This is a genomic window from Marinoscillum sp. 108 (assembly GCF_902506655.1).
GTDB lineage: Bacteria > Bacteroidota > Bacteroidia > Cytophagales > Cyclobacteriaceae > Marinoscillum > Marinoscillum luteum.
Genome location: NZ_LR734808.1, coordinates 2,345,754 through 2,367,402, shown reverse-complemented (window position 1 = coordinate 2,367,402; position 21,649 = coordinate 2,345,754). Strand labels below are relative to the sequence as shown.

General features: G+C 44.1%; 13 protein-coding genes and 1 tRNA gene. 12 read left to right on the top strand and 2 right to left on the bottom strand.

Translation table 11 applies throughout. The annotated features are described in order from the left end of the window. Positions 1-129: 129 nt before the first annotated feature. On the top strand, positions 130-2,325 hold the full coding sequence (locus GV030_RS09465; RefSeq protein ID WP_159582049.1) for an ATP-binding protein: 2,196 nt from the start codon (positions 130-132) through the stop codon (positions 2,323-2,325). A gap of 204 nt (positions 2,326-2,529) precedes the next feature. Next, on the top strand, positions 2,530-4,851 hold the full coding sequence (locus GV030_RS09460) for a glucan 1,4-alpha-maltotetraohydrolase domain-containing protein (RefSeq protein ID WP_159582047.1): 2,322 nt from the start codon (positions 2,530-2,532) through the stop codon (positions 4,849-4,851). 79 nt (positions 4,852-4,930) lie between these two features. Here GV030_RS09460 and gap read toward each other — a convergent pair whose 3' ends face one another. After that, positions 4,931-5,935, bottom strand: a complete 1,005-nt coding sequence (gene gap / locus GV030_RS09455) for a type I glyceraldehyde-3-phosphate dehydrogenase (protein WP_159582045.1) — start codon at positions 5,933-5,935, stop codon at positions 4,931-4,933. 334 nt (positions 5,936-6,269) lie between these two features. On the opposite strand from gap, the gene GV030_RS09450 reads away from it, so the two are divergent. Together GV030_RS09450 and GV030_RS09445 are read left to right on the top strand one after the other, a co-directional pair. After that, positions 6,270-6,341: transfer RNA gene (locus GV030_RS09450), tRNA-Glu, on the top strand. 747 nt (positions 6,342-7,088) lie between these two features. After that, positions 7,089-7,826: a FadR/GntR family transcriptional regulator gene (locus GV030_RS09445; RefSeq protein ID WP_159582043.1), complete on the top strand. Its 738-nt coding sequence runs from the start codon at positions 7,089-7,091 to the stop codon at positions 7,824-7,826. A gap of 289 nt (positions 7,827-8,115) precedes the next feature. Here the strand turns inward: GV030_RS09445 and GV030_RS21650 are convergent, their stop codons facing one another. After that, a complete protein-coding gene (locus tag GV030_RS21650; protein WP_159582041.1) occupies positions 8,116-9,024 on the bottom strand; it encodes a PKD domain-containing protein in 909 nt (302 codons plus the stop codon). Positions 9,025-9,961: 937 nt separating this feature from the next. On the opposite strand from GV030_RS21650, the gene GV030_RS09435 reads away from it, so the two are divergent. From GV030_RS09435 to GV030_RS09400, 8 genes are all read left to right on the top strand, one after another. Beyond that, positions 9,962-12,982, top strand: coding sequence for a TonB-dependent receptor (locus GV030_RS09435; protein WP_159582039.1), 3,021 nt, complete (start codon positions 9,962-9,964; stop codon positions 12,980-12,982). Between the two features lie 46 nt (positions 12,983-13,028). Then, positions 13,029-14,645: a RagB/SusD family nutrient uptake outer membrane protein gene (locus tag GV030_RS09430; RefSeq protein ID WP_159582037.1), complete on the top strand. Its 1,617-nt coding sequence runs from the start codon at positions 13,029-13,031 to the stop codon at positions 14,643-14,645. A 453-nt stretch (positions 14,646-15,098) separates the two neighbouring features. Further along, the gene (locus GV030_RS09425; protein WP_159582035.1) at positions 15,099-15,836 is read left to right on the top strand and encodes a FadR/GntR family transcriptional regulator; all 738 of its coding nucleotides are present in this window, start codon (positions 15,099-15,101) and stop codon (positions 15,834-15,836) included. Positions 15,837-16,010: 174 nt separating this feature from the next. Beyond that, positions 16,011-18,161 (top strand): heparinase II/III family protein, encoded by a 2,151-nt coding sequence (locus GV030_RS09420; RefSeq protein WP_221413324.1) that lies wholly within the window; start codon positions 16,011-16,013, stop codon positions 18,159-18,161. A 7-nt stretch (positions 18,162-18,168) separates the two neighbouring features. Further along, positions 18,169-18,540, top strand: coding sequence for a cupin domain-containing protein (locus GV030_RS09415; protein WP_159582031.1), 372 nt, complete (start codon positions 18,169-18,171; stop codon positions 18,538-18,540). Between the two features lie 24 nt (positions 18,541-18,564). Then, positions 18,565-19,824: an MFS transporter gene (locus GV030_RS09410; RefSeq protein ID WP_159582029.1), complete on the top strand. Its 1,260-nt coding sequence runs from the start codon at positions 18,565-18,567 to the stop codon at positions 19,822-19,824. A gap of 27 nt (positions 19,825-19,851) precedes the next feature. Next, a complete protein-coding gene (locus tag GV030_RS09405; protein WP_159582027.1) occupies positions 19,852-20,619 on the top strand; it encodes an SDR family NAD(P)-dependent oxidoreductase in 768 nt (255 codons plus the stop codon). A gap of 37 nt (positions 20,620-20,656) precedes the next feature. Further along, positions 20,657-21,412 carry a sulfite exporter TauE/SafE family protein gene (locus GV030_RS09400; protein ID WP_159582025.1) on the top strand — a complete coding sequence of 252 codons (756 nt, stop codon included), beginning with the start codon at positions 20,657-20,659 and terminating at the stop codon, positions 21,410-21,412. The last annotated feature ends 237 nt before the right edge of the window (positions 21,413-21,649 follow it).

The following is a 21,649-nucleotide window of genomic DNA, read 5'->3' as shown; positions in this document are numbered from 1 at the left end:
ATTTATTTAAAACGGTATGATAAAGAACCTTTCTTGATCCGACTGACTATGTAAATTCTTTTTACATAGAAAGCCCTCCAAAAGGTGGGGATTTTGTATTTTCAGGATTGCTAACAGCCAGACCGCCGAATGTATTACACCGACCTGACAGATGCGAAGAGAGTTTTACAATTTCTGAAAAGAGCCAATCAGCAGGATATCGACTTGCACATTGGCTTGGGATTGGCTAGCAGAGCGCTTGAGCTCAGTATGAAGCTGGATGATACCGGGCTGATGGCCAGAAGTCTGTATAAGCTCTCAGAGTTGCACCAGGCCCTCGGTGAAATTGATCAATCCATTCATTATATCAGGGAAGCCATCGGGCTTTATCAGGTGCTGGGCGAGGAGGAGCTCATTGCCCGCAGCAAATTCCAACTGGCAGAAATTCATTATAAGTCAGAAAATTATCACCTGAGCCTCATTTATCTCCTGGATTGTCTGGATATCTACAATCGGACAAAGGATTACTATAATTTGGCTGGAGTTCAGAAATTTCTCGGGGGGATTTACGAGTATTTTGGTGATGAGCGCAATGCCATCATGGCCTATGAGCGATCTGCCCAGGCTGCCAGAAGGATCGGTGCCAGAGACCTGGAGTCGGACGCCTATAACCCCCTTTCGGGTATTTACCTTAACCAGAACGACACAGAAAAGGCCGAACAGCTTATTGAGCGGTCATTTCAGATGAAGCAGGAGCTCGGGGATAAGCGGGGCTTGGCATTTGCCCTGTACGGAAAAGCCAAGGTCTATGTGAAAAAAGGGCAAAGTAACCGTGCCAAAGAGGCCTACCAGGAAGCCATACGGCTGCACAGGGAGATCGGAGAGTTGCTGGGATTGGGCATGTGCTACCACAAGCTTGGGGTGATGTACTATGAGGAGGGGGATCTGGACAAGGCGATAGAAGCACTGAAGGGAGCGTTGAATTTCGCAGGACTGTACAACCTGGTGGTGATCAAATCCAAATGTAACAACCTGCTATATCGGATTTTCAAAGAGCGTGGGGATTTTGAGAATGCCCTCGGCTACATCGAGGATTATGTGACCGAAAAGGAAGTCCTTATAGGTGCACAGACCCAGAAAGTCATCCACAGCTATGATGCCATCACTACCATGGAGCGTCTACAAAAAGATGCTGAAAATCAGCGTGAGAAGGCTGAGATCATGGATAAAAAGAATAAAGCAGAGCAGTCCTCCAAGATGAAGCAGGACTTCCTCTCTACGATGAGTCATGAGATCAGAACTCCGCTGAATGCCGTGACCACCATCACCTCATTATTGCAGGAGAGCGCCCGGGAGGATCAGGTAAGTCTATTGAGTTCACTCAGTTTTTCTTCCAACAACCTTCTGAGGATCATTAATGATATTCTGGATTTCAACAAGCTGGACGTAGGCAAACTGAGGTTGCAGCCATCGACCGTGGCGTTCAGGAAGTTGATGGAAAATATACGTCTTACCTATAGCAACATGGCTATTGAGAAAGGCATCAGTTTGAAAATGCACATTTCAGAACAGGTCTCTGATTTTTATAAGGTTGACGAAACACGTATTACTCAGATTTTGGGCAACCTGGTAAGTAATGCTATCAAATTCACGGAGAAGGGATCCGTCAGTCTGAATATCGAATACGGGGAGACAAAAAACAATAAAGACCTGCTCAGATTCAGTGTGGTGGATACGGGGATCGGCATAGAGGAGGACTTTATTCATGAGGTGTTTGATAGTTTCTCTCAGCCGCAGTTTCACAAAAGCAAAAAATATGGGGGCTCGGGATTGGGGCTGGCCATTGTGAAAAAATTAATTGAGTTGCACGGAAGCAATATCCATGTGGAGAGTCAGGTGGGGCACGGAGCCACTTTTTATTTTACCCTATATCTGGAAAAGGCAGAGCCGCGCCGCTTGAAAACCGAAACCCGAAGGAAAAAACTCAATCCCAAGTCTATTTTGCTGGCGGAGGATAATATGATCAATGCCATGGTTTCCCTGAAGCTACTGGGCAACTGGGGGATGGAAAGTGTACACGCCCGCAATGGCGAGGAGGCGGTAAAGTTGGCCGAGTCACAGGTATTTGATTGTATTCTCATGGATATTCATATGCCTAGCATGGATGGCATAGAGGCCTCGCAGCGCATCCGGAATACGAACAACCCCAATGTTAACACGCCTATATATGCCCTCACCGCTGATGTGATGGTGGGCTTTGGTGATGAATCTTCACAGTTTTTCAACGGTTTTTTGCTCAAGCCTATAGAGCAGGAAAAACTCTATGCGGTGCTGGCTTCAGTCTGATAGTACCACTAAAATTCACACGATTTTCTACATTTAATCTATTTTGAGCGCCTCAGGGGCATTTTTTTGATGTGAGATATCATGGTGTCACTGGATCAATCGGGCTATGTGATCCGTCTCGCGTTATGAAATGAGGCGAATGAGAGGGTATAAGAGGGGAGATTGGTTATCACAAATTTTAAAATGCTAACCAAAATCCAATCAATGATGAAACACCTCTTACTTTCTATCGCTTTTTTACTGCTCATGATGAGCGCCGGTGCCCAGGCCGCCAATGATGGCCGGGTGCTTCTCCAGGGTTTTTACTGGGAATCTTCTCATGATTATCCGGGTGACTGGTACAGTCATTTGGAAGGCAAATCTGCGGATATGAATGCCGCCGGTATTGACATGATCTGGCTTCCGCCTCCGAGTGATGCCGGGTCATTGGAGGGCTACCTCCCCAGAGAACTCAATAATTTCGCTAACTCGTATGGATCACTGGCTGAGCATCAGAGCCTGCTCTCTACCCTGAATGGATTGGGTATAGAAGCCATTGCAGACATTGTGGTCAACCATCGGGTGGGGTCAACCAATTGGGTGGATTTCACCAACCCTACCTGGGGAACCAACTCCATTACCGGTGACGATGAGGTCTGGAGCAATTCGGCTTATAGTGGAATCTCTCTGAGAGGCAATAACGACTCGGGTACCCCATACGCTGCTGCCAGGGATATTGATCATTCGCAGGGCTTTGTGCAGAACGACATCAAGGCTTTTTTGGACAATCTGAAAGCCATTGGCTATGACGGCTGGCGTTACGACTTTGTACATGGGTTTGATCCTTATTATTTCACAGTATATAACGGTCACACCAATCCCACATTTTCTGTAGGTGAAAACTGGAGTGCCAACAAGCAAGTGGTTCAGGACTGGGTAAATGCCACCGGCTCTACAGCCTTTGATTTTTCCACTTATTACACCCTCAAGGCGGTGATTAAGGATAATAATTATTCATATCTGTCTACTCAGGGGGCACCTTCAGGAGGTATTGGCTGGGACCCACGGCATTATACCACTTTTATTGAAAACCATGACACTCCGGATTACGATCCCGGCAACAATGTATTGAATGGTAACAATGTAGGTCAGTCTTACGCCTACCTGCTGACTCACCCAGGAGTACCCTGTATCTACTGGCCGCACATGTATGAGTGGGGATCAGCGGTGACCAACGAGATCAAGGCGCTGATCCAGGTGAGGAAGGATGCCGGGATTCATAGTGAGAGCCCGGTCACGATTCATCGGAGCGAAAATGGATTGTACGTGGCCTCCATTGCGGGAGATATCCATTCTGTTTTCCTGAAGATGGGTTATGGCAACTGGGGAGATCCTGCGGCTGAGGGGATGGGTAGTACCTGGACTTTGGCTGCATCAGGAACCAACTATGCTGTATGGTCTGAAGGAGGCACAGGTGGTGGAGGCGGAGGTGGCTCCATGACCGTATATGTGCAGGGTTATAGTCATGCTTATGCCTGGGATAGTAATCAAAATCCACTCCTTGGCGCCTGGCCAGGCACGGCGATGACTGCCGGGGCTGGTGGATGGAATGAAGTGACCATCTCCGCAGACTGCTCGAACGTGATCTTCAGCAACAATGGAGCTGGCCAGACAGCAGACCTTAGCACTTGCAATGACATGCCTTACTATGAGAATGGCACTTGGTATGCAAGCGAGCCAGGAGGTGGCGGAGGAGGTTCCTCTGGCTCTATGACGGTATATGCCCAGGGCTACACGCACGCCTATGCCTGGGATGCCAATTTGAACCCACTTCTTGGCGCCTGGCCAGGGTCAGCACTGGGTACTGGTCCTAATGGATGGAGTGAAATTAGCATTTCGGAGGACTGTGCCAACATCATTTTTAGCAACAATGGAAGTAACCAGACCAGTGATTTGTACACCTGTAGTGACTCTCCCTATTACAGCAATGGAGCATGGTATGCCACTGATCCCAATGGAGGCGGAAGTACCCTCACAGTTTACGTTCAGGGCTACTCCCACTTTTATGCCTGGGGGGATGGACAGACCTACACCAATGGCTGGCCTGGTAGTACACTGACTAACAATGGTGACGGTTGGTACTATGGAGTGATCCCGGCCAATTGCTCCAATGTGATCTTCAATAACAATGGAGCCAATCAGACGGCTGACTTGTATACCTGTGGGCCTACGTCTTATTATGCCAATGGCAGCTGGTCTGGTAGTGGTAGCCGGGCAGCTATTTTTGATGACAATGACCTGACCATCTATCCCAATCCATTTTTCTCTCAAGCCAGTGTGTCATTTAGTTTGAAAACAGCCGCCCATGTCAGGTTGGAGGTCTTCAATACGAGCGGACAGAGTATGAAACTTTTTGATTCAGATTTAGCTGAGGGTGGGCATCAAATCACTTTTCATGCGAGCCAGTTGCCGCCTTCCAATGCCATGTATATCGTGAGGGTATCGGTGAATGATGAGCAATATACGCGGAAGATTGTGGTGAAGTAATCCGGTGGTTCTAACCAGCAGAATAAAAAAAGGGGTTCAGACGATAGTCCGAACCCCTTTTTTAATGATTTGTGAATGCTTATTTGGAAGCGATGTATTCCAATAGCTCAACAACTTTAGTAGAATAACCCCACTCATTGTCGTACCATGATACCACTTTCAAGAATTTAGGAGTCAATTGGATACCTGCACCCGCATCGAAGATCGAAGTTCTGGAATCACCCAGGAAGTCGTTAGAGACAACTGCATCTTCTGTATATCCAAGAATACCCTTCAATGGACCTTCAGCTGCTGCTTTCATAGCCGCACATACTTCTTCGTAAGTAGTTTCAGTTTTCAGGTTGACGGTAAGGTCTACACAAGAAACGTCAGGAGTAGGTACTCTGAAAGACATACCTGTTAATTTTCCGTTCAACTCAGGAATTACTTTACCCACAGCTTTGGCTGCACCTGTAGAAGAAGGGATAATGTTTTGTCCGGCACCTCTTCCGCCTCTCCAGTCTTTCATAGACGGTCCGTCTACAGTTTTCTGAGTAGCAGTGGTAGCGTGTACAGTAGTCATCAGGCCAGACTCAATTCCGAATTTATCATTCAAAACCTTGGCAATCGGAGCCAGACAGTTGGTAGTACAAGAGGCGTTTGATACAAACACCATGTCAGAGGTATAAGCGTCCTGGTTCACACCCATTACGAACATAGGGGTGTCGTCCTTAGAAGGAGCAGACATGATTACTTTTTTTGCACCAGCATCGATGTGCCCTTTAGCTGATTCTTTGGTGAGGAAGAGTCCTGTAGATTCTACAATGTACTCAGCGCCTACGTCGCTCCACTTAAGGTCTGCAGGGTTTCTTTCTGATGTTACACGAATTGCAGAACCATTTACAACCAGTTTACCGTCTTTTACTTCTACATCGCCTTTGAACTGGCCGTGTGTAGAATCGTATTTTAGCATATAAGCCATGTAATCAACATCTATAAGGTCGTTGATTCCCACCACTTCAATATTCGGATTTTCAGCGGCTACTCTGAATACCAGTCTGCCGATTCTTCCGAATCCATTGATTCCGATTTTTACTTTTGACATAATATATATTGGTTTTGAAATGTTTTGCTCAAATTCGATGCAAATCTATAACTAGATTATTCAGAAACAAATTTCCAAAAAGAACACTTTTTTAGTATTTTCAGCTCTACTGTCCTGAGCCTCAGGGCTGTTTCGATATTATCTTTGGTTGGTGGGCATATATAATTCCAACGCTGGTGGATTTTTAGTTTTTTGAGCCGGATTTTGAAAAATTTACAACGGGGATGGGCTCTTGAAGAGAATTATTTTGTGAGGAATTTTTTTTGAAAATAATTGCGGTCAACATTTGCATAATAAAAGAGCTTATCTATTTTTGCAGCACCAAAAACAAAATGGTCCGTTCGTCTAGGGGTTAGGACGCCAGGTTTTCATCCTGGTAACAGGGGTTCGATTCCCCTACGGACTACAAAAAGCCACTCATTCGAGTGGCTTTTTTTGTTTACTGCCATCATTTCCCTTGTGCTTGGGCCTAGGAGGCAGTGAGGAATTATGGATCAAGCGGAATTACTGTGGCGAGATTGCATTAAGGATGGCAGTGAAACGTGATCTGACATCTCATAGACCCGATCCAACTCATTGGCTATTTACTCTTCATTTTCTTTGCTTGCCCAAAGAAAACGAAGCAAAAGAAAAGGCACCAACGCAAAAAATCATTTTGACTAATCGCATAAGGGCTTTTTTTAGTAATTGTTAGAGTCAAAATGATTCACACTTGCCTTGGATGCCCCGCCCTCCTTTGCGTCCCTACGTTTCTGAATCCGCAGTAAATTAATTTGGTCTTACAAAATATAACTATATGGAGTTACCCCACACGAATATTGCTTGATCCGGAATTATCTCGATAATGATATATTCCCGTCTGAAAGGCCTTTATAATTCCTTTATATGTGATTTACCCGTCGATGACGATAGAGAGATAATCTCTGGTGAGTCGTGGATTTTAGGCTGAAAATTTATGTTTATCTTTCATTCGATTAATGTCCATTTCCACTAAATGCTTGCTCAAATGTGCTTTTATTATATTTAAGGGTCCTTTTTGTGGTGGACGGAACTGTTCGGAGTAAAAAAATGTATAAAAAGTGGTTTAAGTTTTGAAGAGAATATAATTTAGAATGGGCTGGTCAAAATCGACACCAATAATTAACCAAACGTCATGGATTTGCTAAATAACTTTAAGGAGATTGTCATTGAAAAACCGGGGGATAAAATCATCAAACAGATTAAGGAACTGATTTCTTCTGGTCAATTGAAGCCGGGAGATAGGCTACCAGCAGAGCGCATGCTGAGCGAACGCTTTGGGGTAGGCAGAACTTATGTGAGAGATGCTATTCGCAAACTGGAATTTTACGGTATTTTAAAGACTCTTCCACAGAGTGGTACAGTGGTGGCTGGTTTTGGAATCGGGGCCCTTGAAGGACTTATCTCCGACGTGCTTGAATTGCAGGGAAGTGATTTTCATGCTTTGGTAGAAACCAGAGTTCTTTTGGAGGTAAATGCTGCACGTTTTGCGGCTATGCGCAGAACCAATGAGGACATTGGATCCATTGCCAGTGCATTGTCGGATTACGAAAAGGTTGTTTCAGAGGGTAAAAATTCAGTGGAGTGTGACTTGTTGTTCCACTTGAAAATAGCTGAAGCTAGTAAGAACTCGGTGCTTACATCCCTCATGTTGATTATAACCCCAGACATTCTTACCTACTTCAAGGAAAACAATGTATGCGGGGGTGATCGCCCAGTTACCGCTTTGGATGAACATTACAAGATATTGGAGCACATTGAGCAGAAAAGACCTGATGAGGCTGCTGACTCCATGAAAGAGCATTTGAGTGATATATTGAGTTTTTCATTGACTCAAAGCAATATCAGTGAATCGGCAGTTGCTGAAAAGTAAGCAAAGACTGACGAACAGCTTAGGTTGAATTTGACCTACTAGTTTATCAAGTTTCCAGCTTGAGATACACTTAGCAATGAATGTCGGAATGAAATATAAAAAAGAGGCTGTCTCAGAAGGGCAGCCTTTTTTATTAAAGAAGGCCGAGATCAATAAAGTGAGCGGCCTTTGAACTAGGGAAATTGAGAGCTCGACAATTAACTCCATAGAAATCAATTGGAAATAAAAAGGCCGCCTCAAACATTTGAGACGGCCTTTTTTTATACTTGATTCTAAGCTTTGATAGCGCTTATTTGAAATCGATAACGTAGTTATCTGTCCAAACTTCACGAGTTCCATCCACAAGTGGATCATCACTGATGAGGAAGAAAAGCACTTTGTCGGTGGTTGCTGTGAATTCCATGGAATAAGTTTGGAACTCACCCTTAGCTGCAGTAGGGTAGCTGGTTACCGTGACCTTGGCCATGGTGTTAGCCTCTGTGATAGCCGCCTCTGTTTTAATTTCCTCAGAGAGAATATAAGCAGATACTAAGTCAACAGCTGGCTCGTCAATTACTTCAGTTGCTGCTTCGAATGTAACTACGTAAGTAGCGCCTGGAACCACATCAACTACCTGGTATGCGCCTCGCTCTGGGCCGTAAATTTTAAGACCATTGGTTTTAGTGCCATCCTCAAGCTTTTTACCGTCAGTGGTCATACCGCCAGCTCTGAAGCCTTCACGTCCTGTCCAGCCATCATCTGCAGTTGGTGGTTCCCACATGTCATTGTTGGCCTGGTACATTTCATGGTCAGCAGGATACAGATCAAAATCACCATTTTCAAAAGATGACTCTGGGATAACGATTGACACTACTTCTTCAGCAGTATCTGTGTCTTCAGCTTCACCTGTTACGGTTAGTGTTACAGTGTAGTCACCTGGTGAGGTGTAAGTGTGCACTACATTAAGCTCTGTAGAGGTGTTGCCATCTCCAAAATCCCAAGCAGAACTTACAGCGCCAGTAGACGAGTTAACGAAGGTCACCTCGAATACATCCACTTGAGCGACAAAAGACGCTGCTGCGGGTACTGGAGGATCGACTTTCTCATCTTCTCCACAAGATGTTGCGAAGGTAAGAGCCCCAAAGGCCAATATAGTTGCCGCTAGGCCTCTTGAGAAAAAGGCCGTTGCCTTCTTGCCGGATAGAAATGTTCGTTTCATAATTAATTTGAGTTTAGTAGAAAAAAAGATAATTAATGGTTCTCCAATAATTGGTCGACCAATATAGAGTATTGAAAGTTGTATTGCAAGAAATCAATCAAAATGGTGTTGAAATTCTTTTTTTTATAATTTTTATACTGTCAGCGTTGAGTGATTTGTTGAATTTTTATTTTAATGAAATGCAACAGGTTGCAGATTCTAAGGGCTTTTGGGATTTTGAATGGTAATAATTCCCTTTTCACCAGTTACTTCTTCATTCATTTGAATCCAGTCTTCATGCATTTGGTCCGGGTCTTAAAATAAGGTGCCATTTCCATTGGATTCGTCCTTAATTATTCGACCATTCAGAAGAATGAAAAAGTGAATTTGCTAATTATTGATTGGTAAATTAAGCAATTTTAAATTGGTAGACCAGTTTTTCGTTAAAAAATTCTATTTTGGTAATTGATTGTTGGTGTGATCTGGTGAGCTCCAGTTTGCCCAAAGGAGTTCGTAAACATGGTGATCAATGGATGATTTGGGTAGTGTGGGGGGTGAGTCACGAGAGCGGCAGAGACTTGCGTCAGGATCTAAAAGAATTGTCAGGCATAAGTGTAAATATGTGCTTTATGAGCCTATTATGGTATATATGTCAGCATAAGTGCCTTCAAAATTCCAGGCTATGGAGTGCAATGCGTTGCAGGAGAGTCAACAAAAAAAAGTTTGGTCGACCAATTTTGAGATTTCTTACGCGAGAAAGCCCCCTGAGGGGTTCGAGAATAGCCAATTACCATATTTATAAAATGAAATGCCTTTGTGCTCTCAAGACTGAATTATTTTTAATTTCCTTGTGATCTTATTGAAAATAGTTATATTGCTCCCAAGTGCAATTGGTTGACCAATCAATTGACCGATCAATCAGTTCAATTTTTTTTCTATTGTTTAGTTGATTTAAATTATGAGAAGACTATTACTATTGAAGATTAAGAGCAAGTACGTAGCGTTATTAGCGATGTGCTTTGTGTCGTATTTAGCGTCTGCACAAATGACTGTGTCCGGCGTTGTTGCTTCGGCCGAGGACGGTCTCGGCATACCGGGTGCTACGGTTCTCGAGAAAGGTACTTCCAATGGTACCATTACTGATGTGGATGGACGCTACTCAATTACTGTATCCGACCCTCAGACTGCTGTTTTGCGTGTGAGTTTTGTTGGGTATGTGAACACTGAGGTGCAGGTGGCTGGAAGGTCTGAGATAGATGTGTCGATAGAGATGGATCTACAGCAGCTCAATGAAATTGTGGTAGTTGGGTACGGATCAGTGCGAAAAAGTGATAATACAGGGGCATTATCTTCGATAAAATCCGAAGAATTAAACGCTTTTCCTGCGTTGAGCGCTGTACAAACACTTCAAGGCCGGGCAGCCGGTGTGCAGATTCAATCTACCAACGGAGGTGAGCCAGGAGCTAACTTCAGCCTGAAAATAAGAGGAGGAAGTTCTATCAATGCCAGTAGTGAGCCACTTAGAGTAGTCGATGGCTTTGTTGGCGGTGAAATGCCACCTCCACAGGATATTCAATCCATGGAGATTTTGAAAGATGCGTCTGCCACTGCTATCTACGGATCACGGGCAGCCAATGGTGTGCTATTGATCACTACCAAAAGTGGTGGAGAAGGTAAGATGAAGGTTGACTTCAATAGTTCTTATTCTTATCAGGAGGCCAGTGACCGTTTGGATTTGTTATCAGGAGAAGACTTCAGAGATTATATTCTGGAGGTCCTTCCAAATTATGATTACAATCCTGATGTAGATACTGACTGGCAGGACGAAATTTTAAGATCAGGTCATATTTGGAATAATCAGGTGTCTGTAAGTGGAGGGAGTCCTTCATCGAAATATTACATATCTGCTACGCATTTTGAGCAGGAAGGTGTCGTAGTGAATTCAGATTATGAGCGCTACTCAATTACCAGTAATTTGTCTTTTACGGCATCTGACAGGGTAAATCTCGGAGTGAATCTTTATGGTAGAAGGAGCATCCAAAATGGTGTGCTTACCCAGGAAACTACCGGAGGATCAAGTAACACAGGCGTGCTAGGAGCAGCAGCCAGGTTGGAACCTGACACACCGGTGCGTGATGCAGATGGCAATTATACTCAATCCAAATTGGGAGATAATATTGACAACCCGGTAGCCATTGCCAATGGCATAGATCGTGAAAGAATTACTGACAGGTTTCAGGTCAATAGTTTTGCGGAGGTTAAGATCCTTGATTGGCTTAGTTTCAAATCTACACTGGGAGCTGGTGTTACTTCTTATAGAGAGGGCACTTTTACTTCCTCACAGCTGGGAAGAGGAGGCAATGGTGGTATCGGAACACTGGAGTTTGATAAGGCCATCAATTTGCTGACAGAAAATTACTTCACTGTAAAAAAGGATTTTGACGGACACCGAATCAACTGGGTGAATGGTTATTCTTATCAAAAATCACAGGACGAAGATCTACTGGCCACATCTAGTGACTTTGTTTCTGAGGCAGTGAGCTACTGGAACTTAGGCGGTGGTGCTACATGGCCTGCACCAAATTCAGGTACTTCTACCAGAATCTTGAAATCATACTATTCCAGATTGAACTACACTTTGTTTGACAGGTATGTTTTTACTGTCACTGGTAGATATGATGGTGCTTCTAATTTCGCGGCAAACAACAAGTGGGCATTTTTCCCTTCAGGTGCGATTGCCTGGAATATCGGTGATGAGGCTTTCATGAAAAACCTTAACCCGATCTATTCTATGAAACTCAGGACCAGTTACGGTCTGACGGGTAATCAGGCCATTGGTGCTTATGGTTCTTTGGCAACCTTGCGTTCACAATATTCCATCAGACCAGGTGAAGGTGCTTTTATTTTGGGCACCCTGGCAAATCCTAACCTAACATGGGAGACTACTTCTCAGCTGAACGTTGGACTGGATGTTGGATTGATCGATGACAGAATCAATTTCACGGTGGATTACTACAATAAGCTTACCAGTGATCTTCTGTTTGATCGTCCCATTCCATCATTTCTCGGTGTAGCAGGAACGGCCACGCAGATTCAGAATGCTGGCGAAGTTAGAAACAAGGGGCTTGAAGCCGCTATTACCACTCGGAATATACAGCGAGCAGACTTCTCCTGGACTTCCAATTTCGTTTTCTCCATGAACAGAAATGAAATAGTGTCATTGGCCGATACGGTTGGGATTAGATATGAAGACGCTCCGGGTCATTTCAATATAGCCACTGGATTTCAACTCCTGGAAATAGGACAGCCTGTGGGTGTCTACTACGGCTTTGTTTATGAGGGAGTGACCCAGCCAGGTGATCCTCTACTGGAGGGCTCAGATGGAAAAATAGGCGGAGAGCAGTTTGCAGACCTTAATGATGATGGAATATTGAATGACGATGATCGAAAAATCATTGGTAATCCACATCCAGATTTTGTGTGGTCTATGAACAACAACTTCACTTACAAGAATTTCGATTTGAATATTTTCCTTCAGGGTGTTCATGGTAATGATATGATGAATCTTACCAGAATGGAATTGGAATCTTTTAGAGGTACGTGGAACGTGTCAACAGCCGCGCTTGATCGCTATCATCCAATAGACAATGCCAAAGGGACTATTCCATCTGCAGATACAGACAGAACCCTTAAAGTAACCTCTCGCTGGATAGAGGATGGGAGCTATGTGCGTGTGAAGAATATTGCCCTGGGCTATAATGTGCCATCATCCTTACTTGATAAAATCAACGTTCGATCATTGAGGTTTTATGTAAGTGCACAGAATCTTTTGACATTCACTGATTACTCTGGGTTAGATCCGGAAACTGCCTACAATAATTCAACAAGTAATGCTGATTCCAACAGGAATCTGGGATTGGATTACGGTAGTTACCCTAACGTGAAAACCTATACTGTGGGTCTAAACCTGGGTTTTTAAACAATTGACAGTTGTTTTATTTGTCAGTTTCTAAATAAAAAAGATAATGAAAAGAACATATTTAAACTCAATATTATTCGCGCTGATCATGGTGTTTTCAACCATGTCATGTGAAGATTTGGAAGAGCGACCAGTGGGGACATTAAGTCCTGAGGGTCTCTTTGTATCAGTGAAGGAGTTAAAGGCCGGAGTTAATGGGGCCTATGGCCAACTTGCACGTGAGGAATTTCACGGACGTAAATTGACTCTGGCACTTCTGTTGCGTTCGGACATGGTGGGTATTGGAGATCCAAGTACTCCTACCAGACGACATGCATGCGATCTCATGCAAATGGAACAGGACAATGGCCTGGTAGATGCATTTTGGACCGTGGGGTATAGAGCCCTTGCAGCTGCCAATGAGGTGATTAATGCTAAGGATAATGTAGATGGATCAGAAGCAGAAATCAATGCAGTAGCGGCGCAAGCATACTTCCTGCGTGCTTATGTACATTTTGTATATGTGCGCCTATTTGGTGAAATCATATACATGGATGGTCAGCCAATAGATGATCCATATGCCGTTCAGCAGTCTTCTGTTTCAGACATCTATGAGGGGATAATAGCAGACCTGGATTTTGCCAAGGAATGGCTGGCAGATATTCCAGTGGACAGATCTCATCCGGGTAAAGCGGCAGCTTATGGCATGCAAGCCTCGGTTTATATGACCAGAGCGACCTCTGATGTGGCACAACCTGATGATTGGCAAAATGCTTTTGACAATGCCAAACACGTGATCGACAATGAAGGCAAGTATGGTGTGGCTTTGGATAATAATTACTATGATATTTTCGCGCCTGATTTCGCTTCATCTGAGATCCTGTTCAATATCACTTTCATAGCTAATGACAATCATAACATCACACCGGGAGAACTGGGAGGATCTAATGCGGGTACAGATCAGGTAACATCTGTTACAGGTCCTCGTGGTGACGAAAGGTTTGCAGCGCTTAGTTCAGATGCTTTTGGATGGAGTGTAGCGGTACCGGAGCTGAGTGTGTACAATACCTGGGATGGTAGGGATTATCGTAAAGCTGTGAGTTTGGATACTGCCATTACCTATCAGGGTGTGCCAGATTACCGATTTACCGAGTGGGATGGAATTAGTCAAAATGTCGCAAGACCACACATTGCAAAATACTTCAGAGCTGTAGGAGAAGCTGGTTTAAGGACTAGCACACCTCAGGGAGCAAGTTTAAGGGATTCTAATTCTAAGCAAATCATTTTACGCTATGCGGAAGTACTCTTAATAGCAGCAGAGGCAGCCGTAGAATTAGGTAACAATGGAGCTGCTGTGGAATATATCAATAGAGTACGGGCACGCGCAAGAAATGCAGCCGGTGCTGGTCATAGCAAGTATCCCCCAAGTCCGGTTCCAGCTGACATTACAGGTGCCGTGACAATCCAGGATGTGATGGAAGAGCGCAGATTAGAGCTGGCTTTTGAGGGCGTGAGATGGTATGATATTGTGCGCAGAAAAATGGGTAACGTATACAGTGGTGCTGCACCTGCTCTTGAGAATAGAGATTTTGATCCTAATGTGGATTACCTATGGCCTAAGTACTACGTAGATGTGGATTTACTGGAAGGACTTAAGCAAAATGTGGGCTACGAAGGATTGTAACACATAGAGCATTGATAACTAAAAGAGGCCATCAGAACGTGGTGGTCTCTTTTAAGAATTCAATTTTGAAACCACATGGTACCAGGTAGAATAGTAAGAAGTACAGGGATAATGAAGTTGGTTGGTATCAGTGTATGGAAGGTTCAAGATTGAGATCTGTGATGTGGAATCGAAGTACTTTTGGTAAGTTTGCGCAACATAGTCACTAGCCATCCAATATTTGGTTAACCAAATATTGAGGAGGAATATATCGATCGAGTTCGTTGAGTTATTTGGCTTAATGATCTGATAATGAAAGAGTAAAAAGGAGTTTTGACTTCTTTGTTTAATCGTGTGTTTTTAGGAGCTGGGGGCTAATCAGACTATGGGAAATATTTTGTTCAATTATTTTGACCTGCAATTGTGACGCTCTAAATTGGTCGACCAATTGTTGGGTACAACTGATTACTTATTATGGAAATACTTAGCAACTTTAGTCGTATTAAAATTGAAACCCCAGTTGATAAGATCATCAATCAAATCAAGGAATTGATTACGTCTGGTCAGCTGAAACCCGGGGATCGACTCCCTCCTGAGCGTAAGCTTTGCGAGAAACTTGGAGTAGGTCGTACCCACTTGAGAGATGCGATAAAGAAGCTTGAGTTTTATGGTATTCTTAAGACTTTGCCACAGAGCGGAACAGTAGTAGGCGGGATGGGGATTACGGCTCTGGAAGGCCTTATTTCGGATGTACTAAAGTTAGAAGCTAATGATTTCCGTGCTTTGGTGGAGACCAGGGTTTTGCTTGAGGTTAACTCAGCCAAGTTCGCTGCAATGCGCCGTTCGGATGCTGATCTTATTCATATGTCGAAAGCACTGAGTGACTATGAAAAGGCCGTCTCAAAAGGAGCGGATACTGTTGAGCATGATTTAATGTTTCATTTGAAGATTGCCGAGGCGAGTAACAATACCGCTCTTAAATCTCTGATGTTGATTATATCTCCAGACATACTCACACATTTCAAGGAGAACAATATATGTGGTGGAGACAGGCCAGTATGTGCTTTGGAAGAACACTACCAAATATTTGAGCACATAGAAAGTAGAAATCCGGAATTGGCCTCTGAAACCATGGAACACCACTTACAAGATATTTTGAGTTTTTCATTGGAGCAGAGTGGGTTCATCAACGGAAAAACTAAAAAGAGTTGATCAGGGTGGTGTAGCCCGGTACTCGTGATTCAGGTGTTCCTGATGAGTGTTTGCTTCTACCATCATGGGGATAAAAACATTGAAGTAACTAAATAGAAAGTGAGATTTAAAATTTACATAACAATTGTTTTCTTCTTCATACTGTCAAAATCGGATGGGCAAACGAGCCCATCCTTGATTTTGACGAAAGACGGAATCAAAGAAATTCGTCAGGGGCTTGGTCGGGTGGCTTTATTTGACCAGACACTGGCTACTGTACAACTTGAAGTAGATGCGGAGATCGAGAAGGGGATAGATGTGCCTGTACCCAAAGATTTAGCTGGTGGATATACACATGAGCAGCACAAGACTAACTTTTTCACCTTACAGAAAGCAGGTGTATTGTTCCAGATCACCGGGGATGAGCGATATGCTGTTTATATCAAGGATATGTTGTATGCCTATCTGGAGTTATACCCTGATTTAGATCGACATCCTGCTGAGCGCTCCTATGCCAGAGGAAAGTTGTTCTGGCAATGCCTCAACGATGCAAACTGGCTGGTATATGTGAGTCAGGCTTACGATTGTATATATGAGTGGCTTTCTGAGGAAGATCGTCAGGCACTCAATGATGGTCTTTTCAAACCGATGGCTGATTTTCTTTCTATAGAAACTCCGCAATTTTTTAATCGAATTCACAATCATAGTACATGGGGTAATGCCGCCGTAGGGATGATCGGATTGGTCATCGACGATCAGGAATTAGTCGATCGGGCATTGTACGGAGCAAGGTCAGTATCGGTAAAAGCCGGTGCTGTGGATAATGATGGTGGAAGTATTGTTGCCCAAGATCAAGAAATGGGTTTCCTGGCACAAATAAACCATGCGTTCTCTCCTGATGGATATTATACAGAGGGCCCCTATTACCAGCGATACGCCATGTACCCATTTTTGATCTTTGCGGAGGCTTTGTCTAATAAGCGCCCAGATCTCAAGATTCTGGCCTATAAGGATTCTGTATTGATCAAAGGAGTCTACGCCCTTCTTAATCAAACTAATTCCGCGGGTGAATTTTTCCCGATCAACGATTCACAGAAAGGTATGTCGCTGGCATCGCGTGAGCTTGTGAATGCCGTGAGCATGGCTTATCACTATGGTTCACAGGACCTCAGCTTATTGTCGGTCATAGCTTCTCAAGGTAGAGTTCCGCTCAATGATGCCGGGTTTGATGCCGCTAAGGCCATCGGGGAGGGGCTTGCCAGGCCATTTATTAAACCAAGTATTGAGCTCAGCGATGGCGCCAATGGAGATGAGGGTGCTATTGGTATCCTCAGAGGGGGTGACCTTACACTGGTGATGAAGTATGCCAAGCATGGAATGGGGCACGGACATTTCGATCGGCTGGGATTTATGCTTTATGATGAGACTGGTGAGGTCATTCAAGACTATGGCTCAGCTCGTTGGGTTAACATTGAACACAAGGACGGGGGTGGATACCTCAAAGAAAATCACAGCTGGGCCAAGGAGACTGTTGCCCACAATGCCCTGGTAGTGAATAAGGATTCGCATTTTGATGGCAAGGTCAAGGAAGCCGATAAGACGTCTGGCACTCCTTATTATTTTGCTGCTGGTCAAAGCGTTCGGATTGTAAGTGCCAAAGAAACACGAGCCTATGATGATGTTGAGATGCATCGGACCATGGCCATGGTTGATCTTGAGGAACTAGAGCACCCATTGGTGATAGATTTATTATCGGTACAGGCGCGAGCAGAAACCAGGTATGATTTACCACTTTATTATGTGGGTGAATTCATGTCCTCAAATCAGCAACTTCAGACTAACAATGACCTGACCCCAATGGGCAAGGAGTCTGGGTACCAGCACTTATGGGCTGAAGCGCAAGCAGACCTCACGGGAGACTTGTATAGCATGACATGGTTTAATAAGAAGAGATTCTATACCCTGACCTCCGTTATTCAATCAGGTGACCAAATGATAATGACGAGGATAGGTGCCAATGATCCTAATTTTAACCTGCGACGTGACCCGGGCCTTATTCACCGCAGGACTGGAGTCAATACCGTTTTTGCCAGCTTATATGAAATACATGGGAGTTACGATTACTCTACTGAACGTCCTTTAAACCTGTTTACTTCCATTGCAGATTTAAAAGTGCTGCATCAATCAGCAGAATATGTGGTGGTTAGATTTCAATTGAACAGTGGTGAGGAATACCAACTGGCCTTTTCACTGAAAGATGATAGCGAATCAAGTCAGCATGCTGTGAAATCAGCCAAGGGACAGTGCACGTGGCAAGGAGTTTATGAATTTAAGAAAATAAAATAATTGAGAAATGGGAAGAAAAAGCGAAAAATACATTTTAACCAAGGAGATGGAATGGGAAGAGCTTGGCGGTGGCGTCTCTCGAAAGATGCTGGGCTGGGATAATCAGATCATGATGGTACAAGTGAAGTTTGAAAAGGGAGCCGAAGGCTCACCTCATCAACACTTTCATACCCAGACAACCTACTGTGTTTCTGGCAAGTTCGAGTTTGTGATCGATGGCGTGAAACAGATAGTAAGCGGAGGCGATGGCGTGTACATCGAGCCTAACCTGCTGCACAGTGCGGTATGTCTGGAAGCGGGAATGTTGATCGATACTTTCAGTCCGGTGCGAGAAGACTTTCTCGATGGGTCTGGGGTTTCGTACTTCGGTGATAAATAAAATAGACACATAACAAAGGATAAGATGAAGGTTAAGGGACTTAGGTGGTGGATCATTGGACTGATATGTCTGGCTACCGTAATCAATTACATTGATCGGTCGGCGCTGAGCATTATGTGGCCGAGTATTTCAGAGGACCTGGGCATGTCGAAAAATGACTATGCGCTCATTCTGAATATATTCATGATAGCCTATGCAGTAGGACAATCAGTATCTGGTCGGATGTTTGACAAAATTGGTACACGGCTTGGGTTTGTAGTATCCATTTCGGTGTGGGGCGTGGCCACCATGCTTCACGCACTGGCTAGAGGATTGTTCTCATTTTCGGCCTTCAGGGTGCTATTAGGATTAGGGGAAGCTGGAAACTGGCCTGGGGCCGTAAAGAGTAATGCTGAATGGTTTCCTGTAAAGGAACGAGCCATGGCTCAGGGCATATTCAACGCCGGAGCAGCACTTGGATCTGTAGTGGCACCACCTTTGATTGCCCTGCTTTGGGTTGCTTTTGGTTGGGAAGTCACTTTCATGGTGGTTGGCGCCATTGGTTTATTGTGGGTATTGCCCTGGGTGCTTGTGAATAAAGCCAAACCAAATGAACATCCATGGATTACCGAAGAGGAGAAGAAATACATACTTGCAGGACAATCAGAGGCGGACAATAATCCTTCAACCGAAGGTCTGTCAATGAAGCAAATACTCAGCCATCGTGAATCATGGGCTGTGCTGATATCCAGGTTTTTTGTGGAGCCTATCTGGTGGTTGTTTGTAGGGTGGATGCCCATTTACCTGGCAGAGACTTATGGCTTCAACGTAAAAGAAATAGGTTTTTTCGCCTGGGTGCCATACGTAGGAGCTGCGCTGGGTAGTTTGTCTGGCGGTTATTTTGCAGGACGTTTGATGCTCAACGGGGCATCTGTAGACCGGGCTAGAAAGCTGACCATTACCATAGGCGGAGTGATCATGTTTTTGGGACTGTTGGCGACCATCCTTCTGGCGGATAGTCCACTGATTTTTGTGGTAATTGTAGCTTTCGTACTGTTTGGCTTTCAGTTTATCATTAGCAATATTCAGACCATGCCAAGTGACCTGTTCAGCGGGAAATCAGTAGGATCATTGGCCGGTTTGGGTGGTACAGTAGGTGTCTTTTCGGTCATCATCATGAACTTTCTGGTTCCTATCATTTCAGAAATATCCTATACACCAATTTTTATCATGATCGCGGTATTTGTACCACTGGGAGTAGCGTCAGTGTACTTTTTCGCGAAAGAAATTAAACCAATTGATTAGATATAAATAATAAACGAATAATTAGACATGGAAGAAAAACGAGAAAATAAAGTAGCAGTAATAACGGGTGCAACTGGAGGGATTGGTTTCGAGGTTGCCAAGAGATTAGGTAAAGATGGGTTTACTGTTGTTCTAAATGGCATCGAAGATGAAGCAGGAGCGAAGAGAGTAGAGGAACTTGCCAGTGAGGGCATCACCGCAGAATATTATGGCTTTGATGTGACAAAAGACGAGGAAGTAACTTCAAATATTAAAGCAATTGGTGAAAAGTACGGTAAAATTGATGTGCTGGTAAACAATGCTGGTGGATTAGGAGGCAGATCTCGATTTGAAGAGATGACCACTGAGTTTTACCGATTTGTGATGGCCTTAAACCTTGATTCAGTGTTTTTTGCTTCGAGAGCAGCCATTCCTTACTTGAAAAAGGGAGAAAATGCCTCAATCATCAATTACACCTCAAACGCAGGGTGGAATGCTGGTGGACCAGGAGCGGGCGTTTATGGTACATCCAAAGCCGGAGTTCATGCCATTACACGAGCGTTGGCCAAAGATTTGGCTGAATACGGAATCAGAGTAAATGCTGTTTCTCCTGGAACAATCGATACGCCATTTCACTCTGAAATCAAATCGACTAAACCTGAAGTATTTGCTTCGTGGAAGAATAATATTATGCTAGGCCGATTGGGTCAGCCTGAGGAAGTAGCGTCTGTAGTGTCTTTCCTGGCAGGTAAGGATGCATCTTTCATTACTGCTGAGACAATACAAGTGGGTGGCGGTCAGGCCTTAGGGATATAAATGGAAATTGGATTGTAGCTAGCGAACCGGAGCAGGTATGATGAGTTTATTTGAGTATTTGCTCCTGGTTCTTGCTGGTATAGGCGCGGGATTCCTGAATGTGGTTGCAGGAGGAGGTTCTATGTTGACCCTACCCTTATTGATCTTTCTGGGGTTGCCGCCGGCCATGGCCAATGGCACCAACCGGATAGCAATCCTTTGGCAAAATGTGTTTGCCATAAATAAATTTAGAAGAGCCGGGATCATTGATTATCCCTACAGTATTTACCTGGGACTGGCAGCCATCCCAGGGGCGGTGTTAGGCGGGTTTTTAGCAGTTGATATCAGGGGTGAGTTGTTCACCCGAATTTTGTCAATCATCATGTTGGCGGTAGGGTTGATGATTGTGTTTGGTTCCGCTCGGAAGCCAATTAGTATCCACACCGGAGGTGAAAGAAGAAGCCCATGGGTAGGGATATTGATTTTCTTTCTGATAGGGATATATGGTGGTTTTATTCATGCGGGAGTAGGTTTTATCATCATTTTCGTGCTGGACAGGCTACATCACTATCCCATGGTAAGAATCAATAGCATCAAGGTCATTGTAGCATTTGTGTACACGCTGGCTGTGGTGATGGTTTTCATTTACAATGATTTGATTCAGTGGCGATACGGATTGACCCTGGCAGTGGGGACTTCATTGGGAGGATGGCTGGGAAGCCTTTTTTCCATCAAAAAGGGTGATAAATGGATTAAGGCTTTGTTGCTTGTTACGATAGTGGTTCTGTCAGTAAAACTTTGGTTTTACTATTGAAAAGTACGCGGTGGTCACTTGCGAGAAGCTTCAGAAAAGAGCAAGGTTCATTGAGGAGGAGTGTTTGAAATGGGAACACTGGTTGCATTTCAATTGATTTCGGAAAGGCATCAGAAGGATGTAGAGTGGGATGATTTGACTCGAAAGATTACGATAGATTTTAATTTATAAAAATGGTCTACCATCTATAATACCCCTTTTAGCTTAACCAACGAGTTGGTAGTCCAAAGTCTCAAC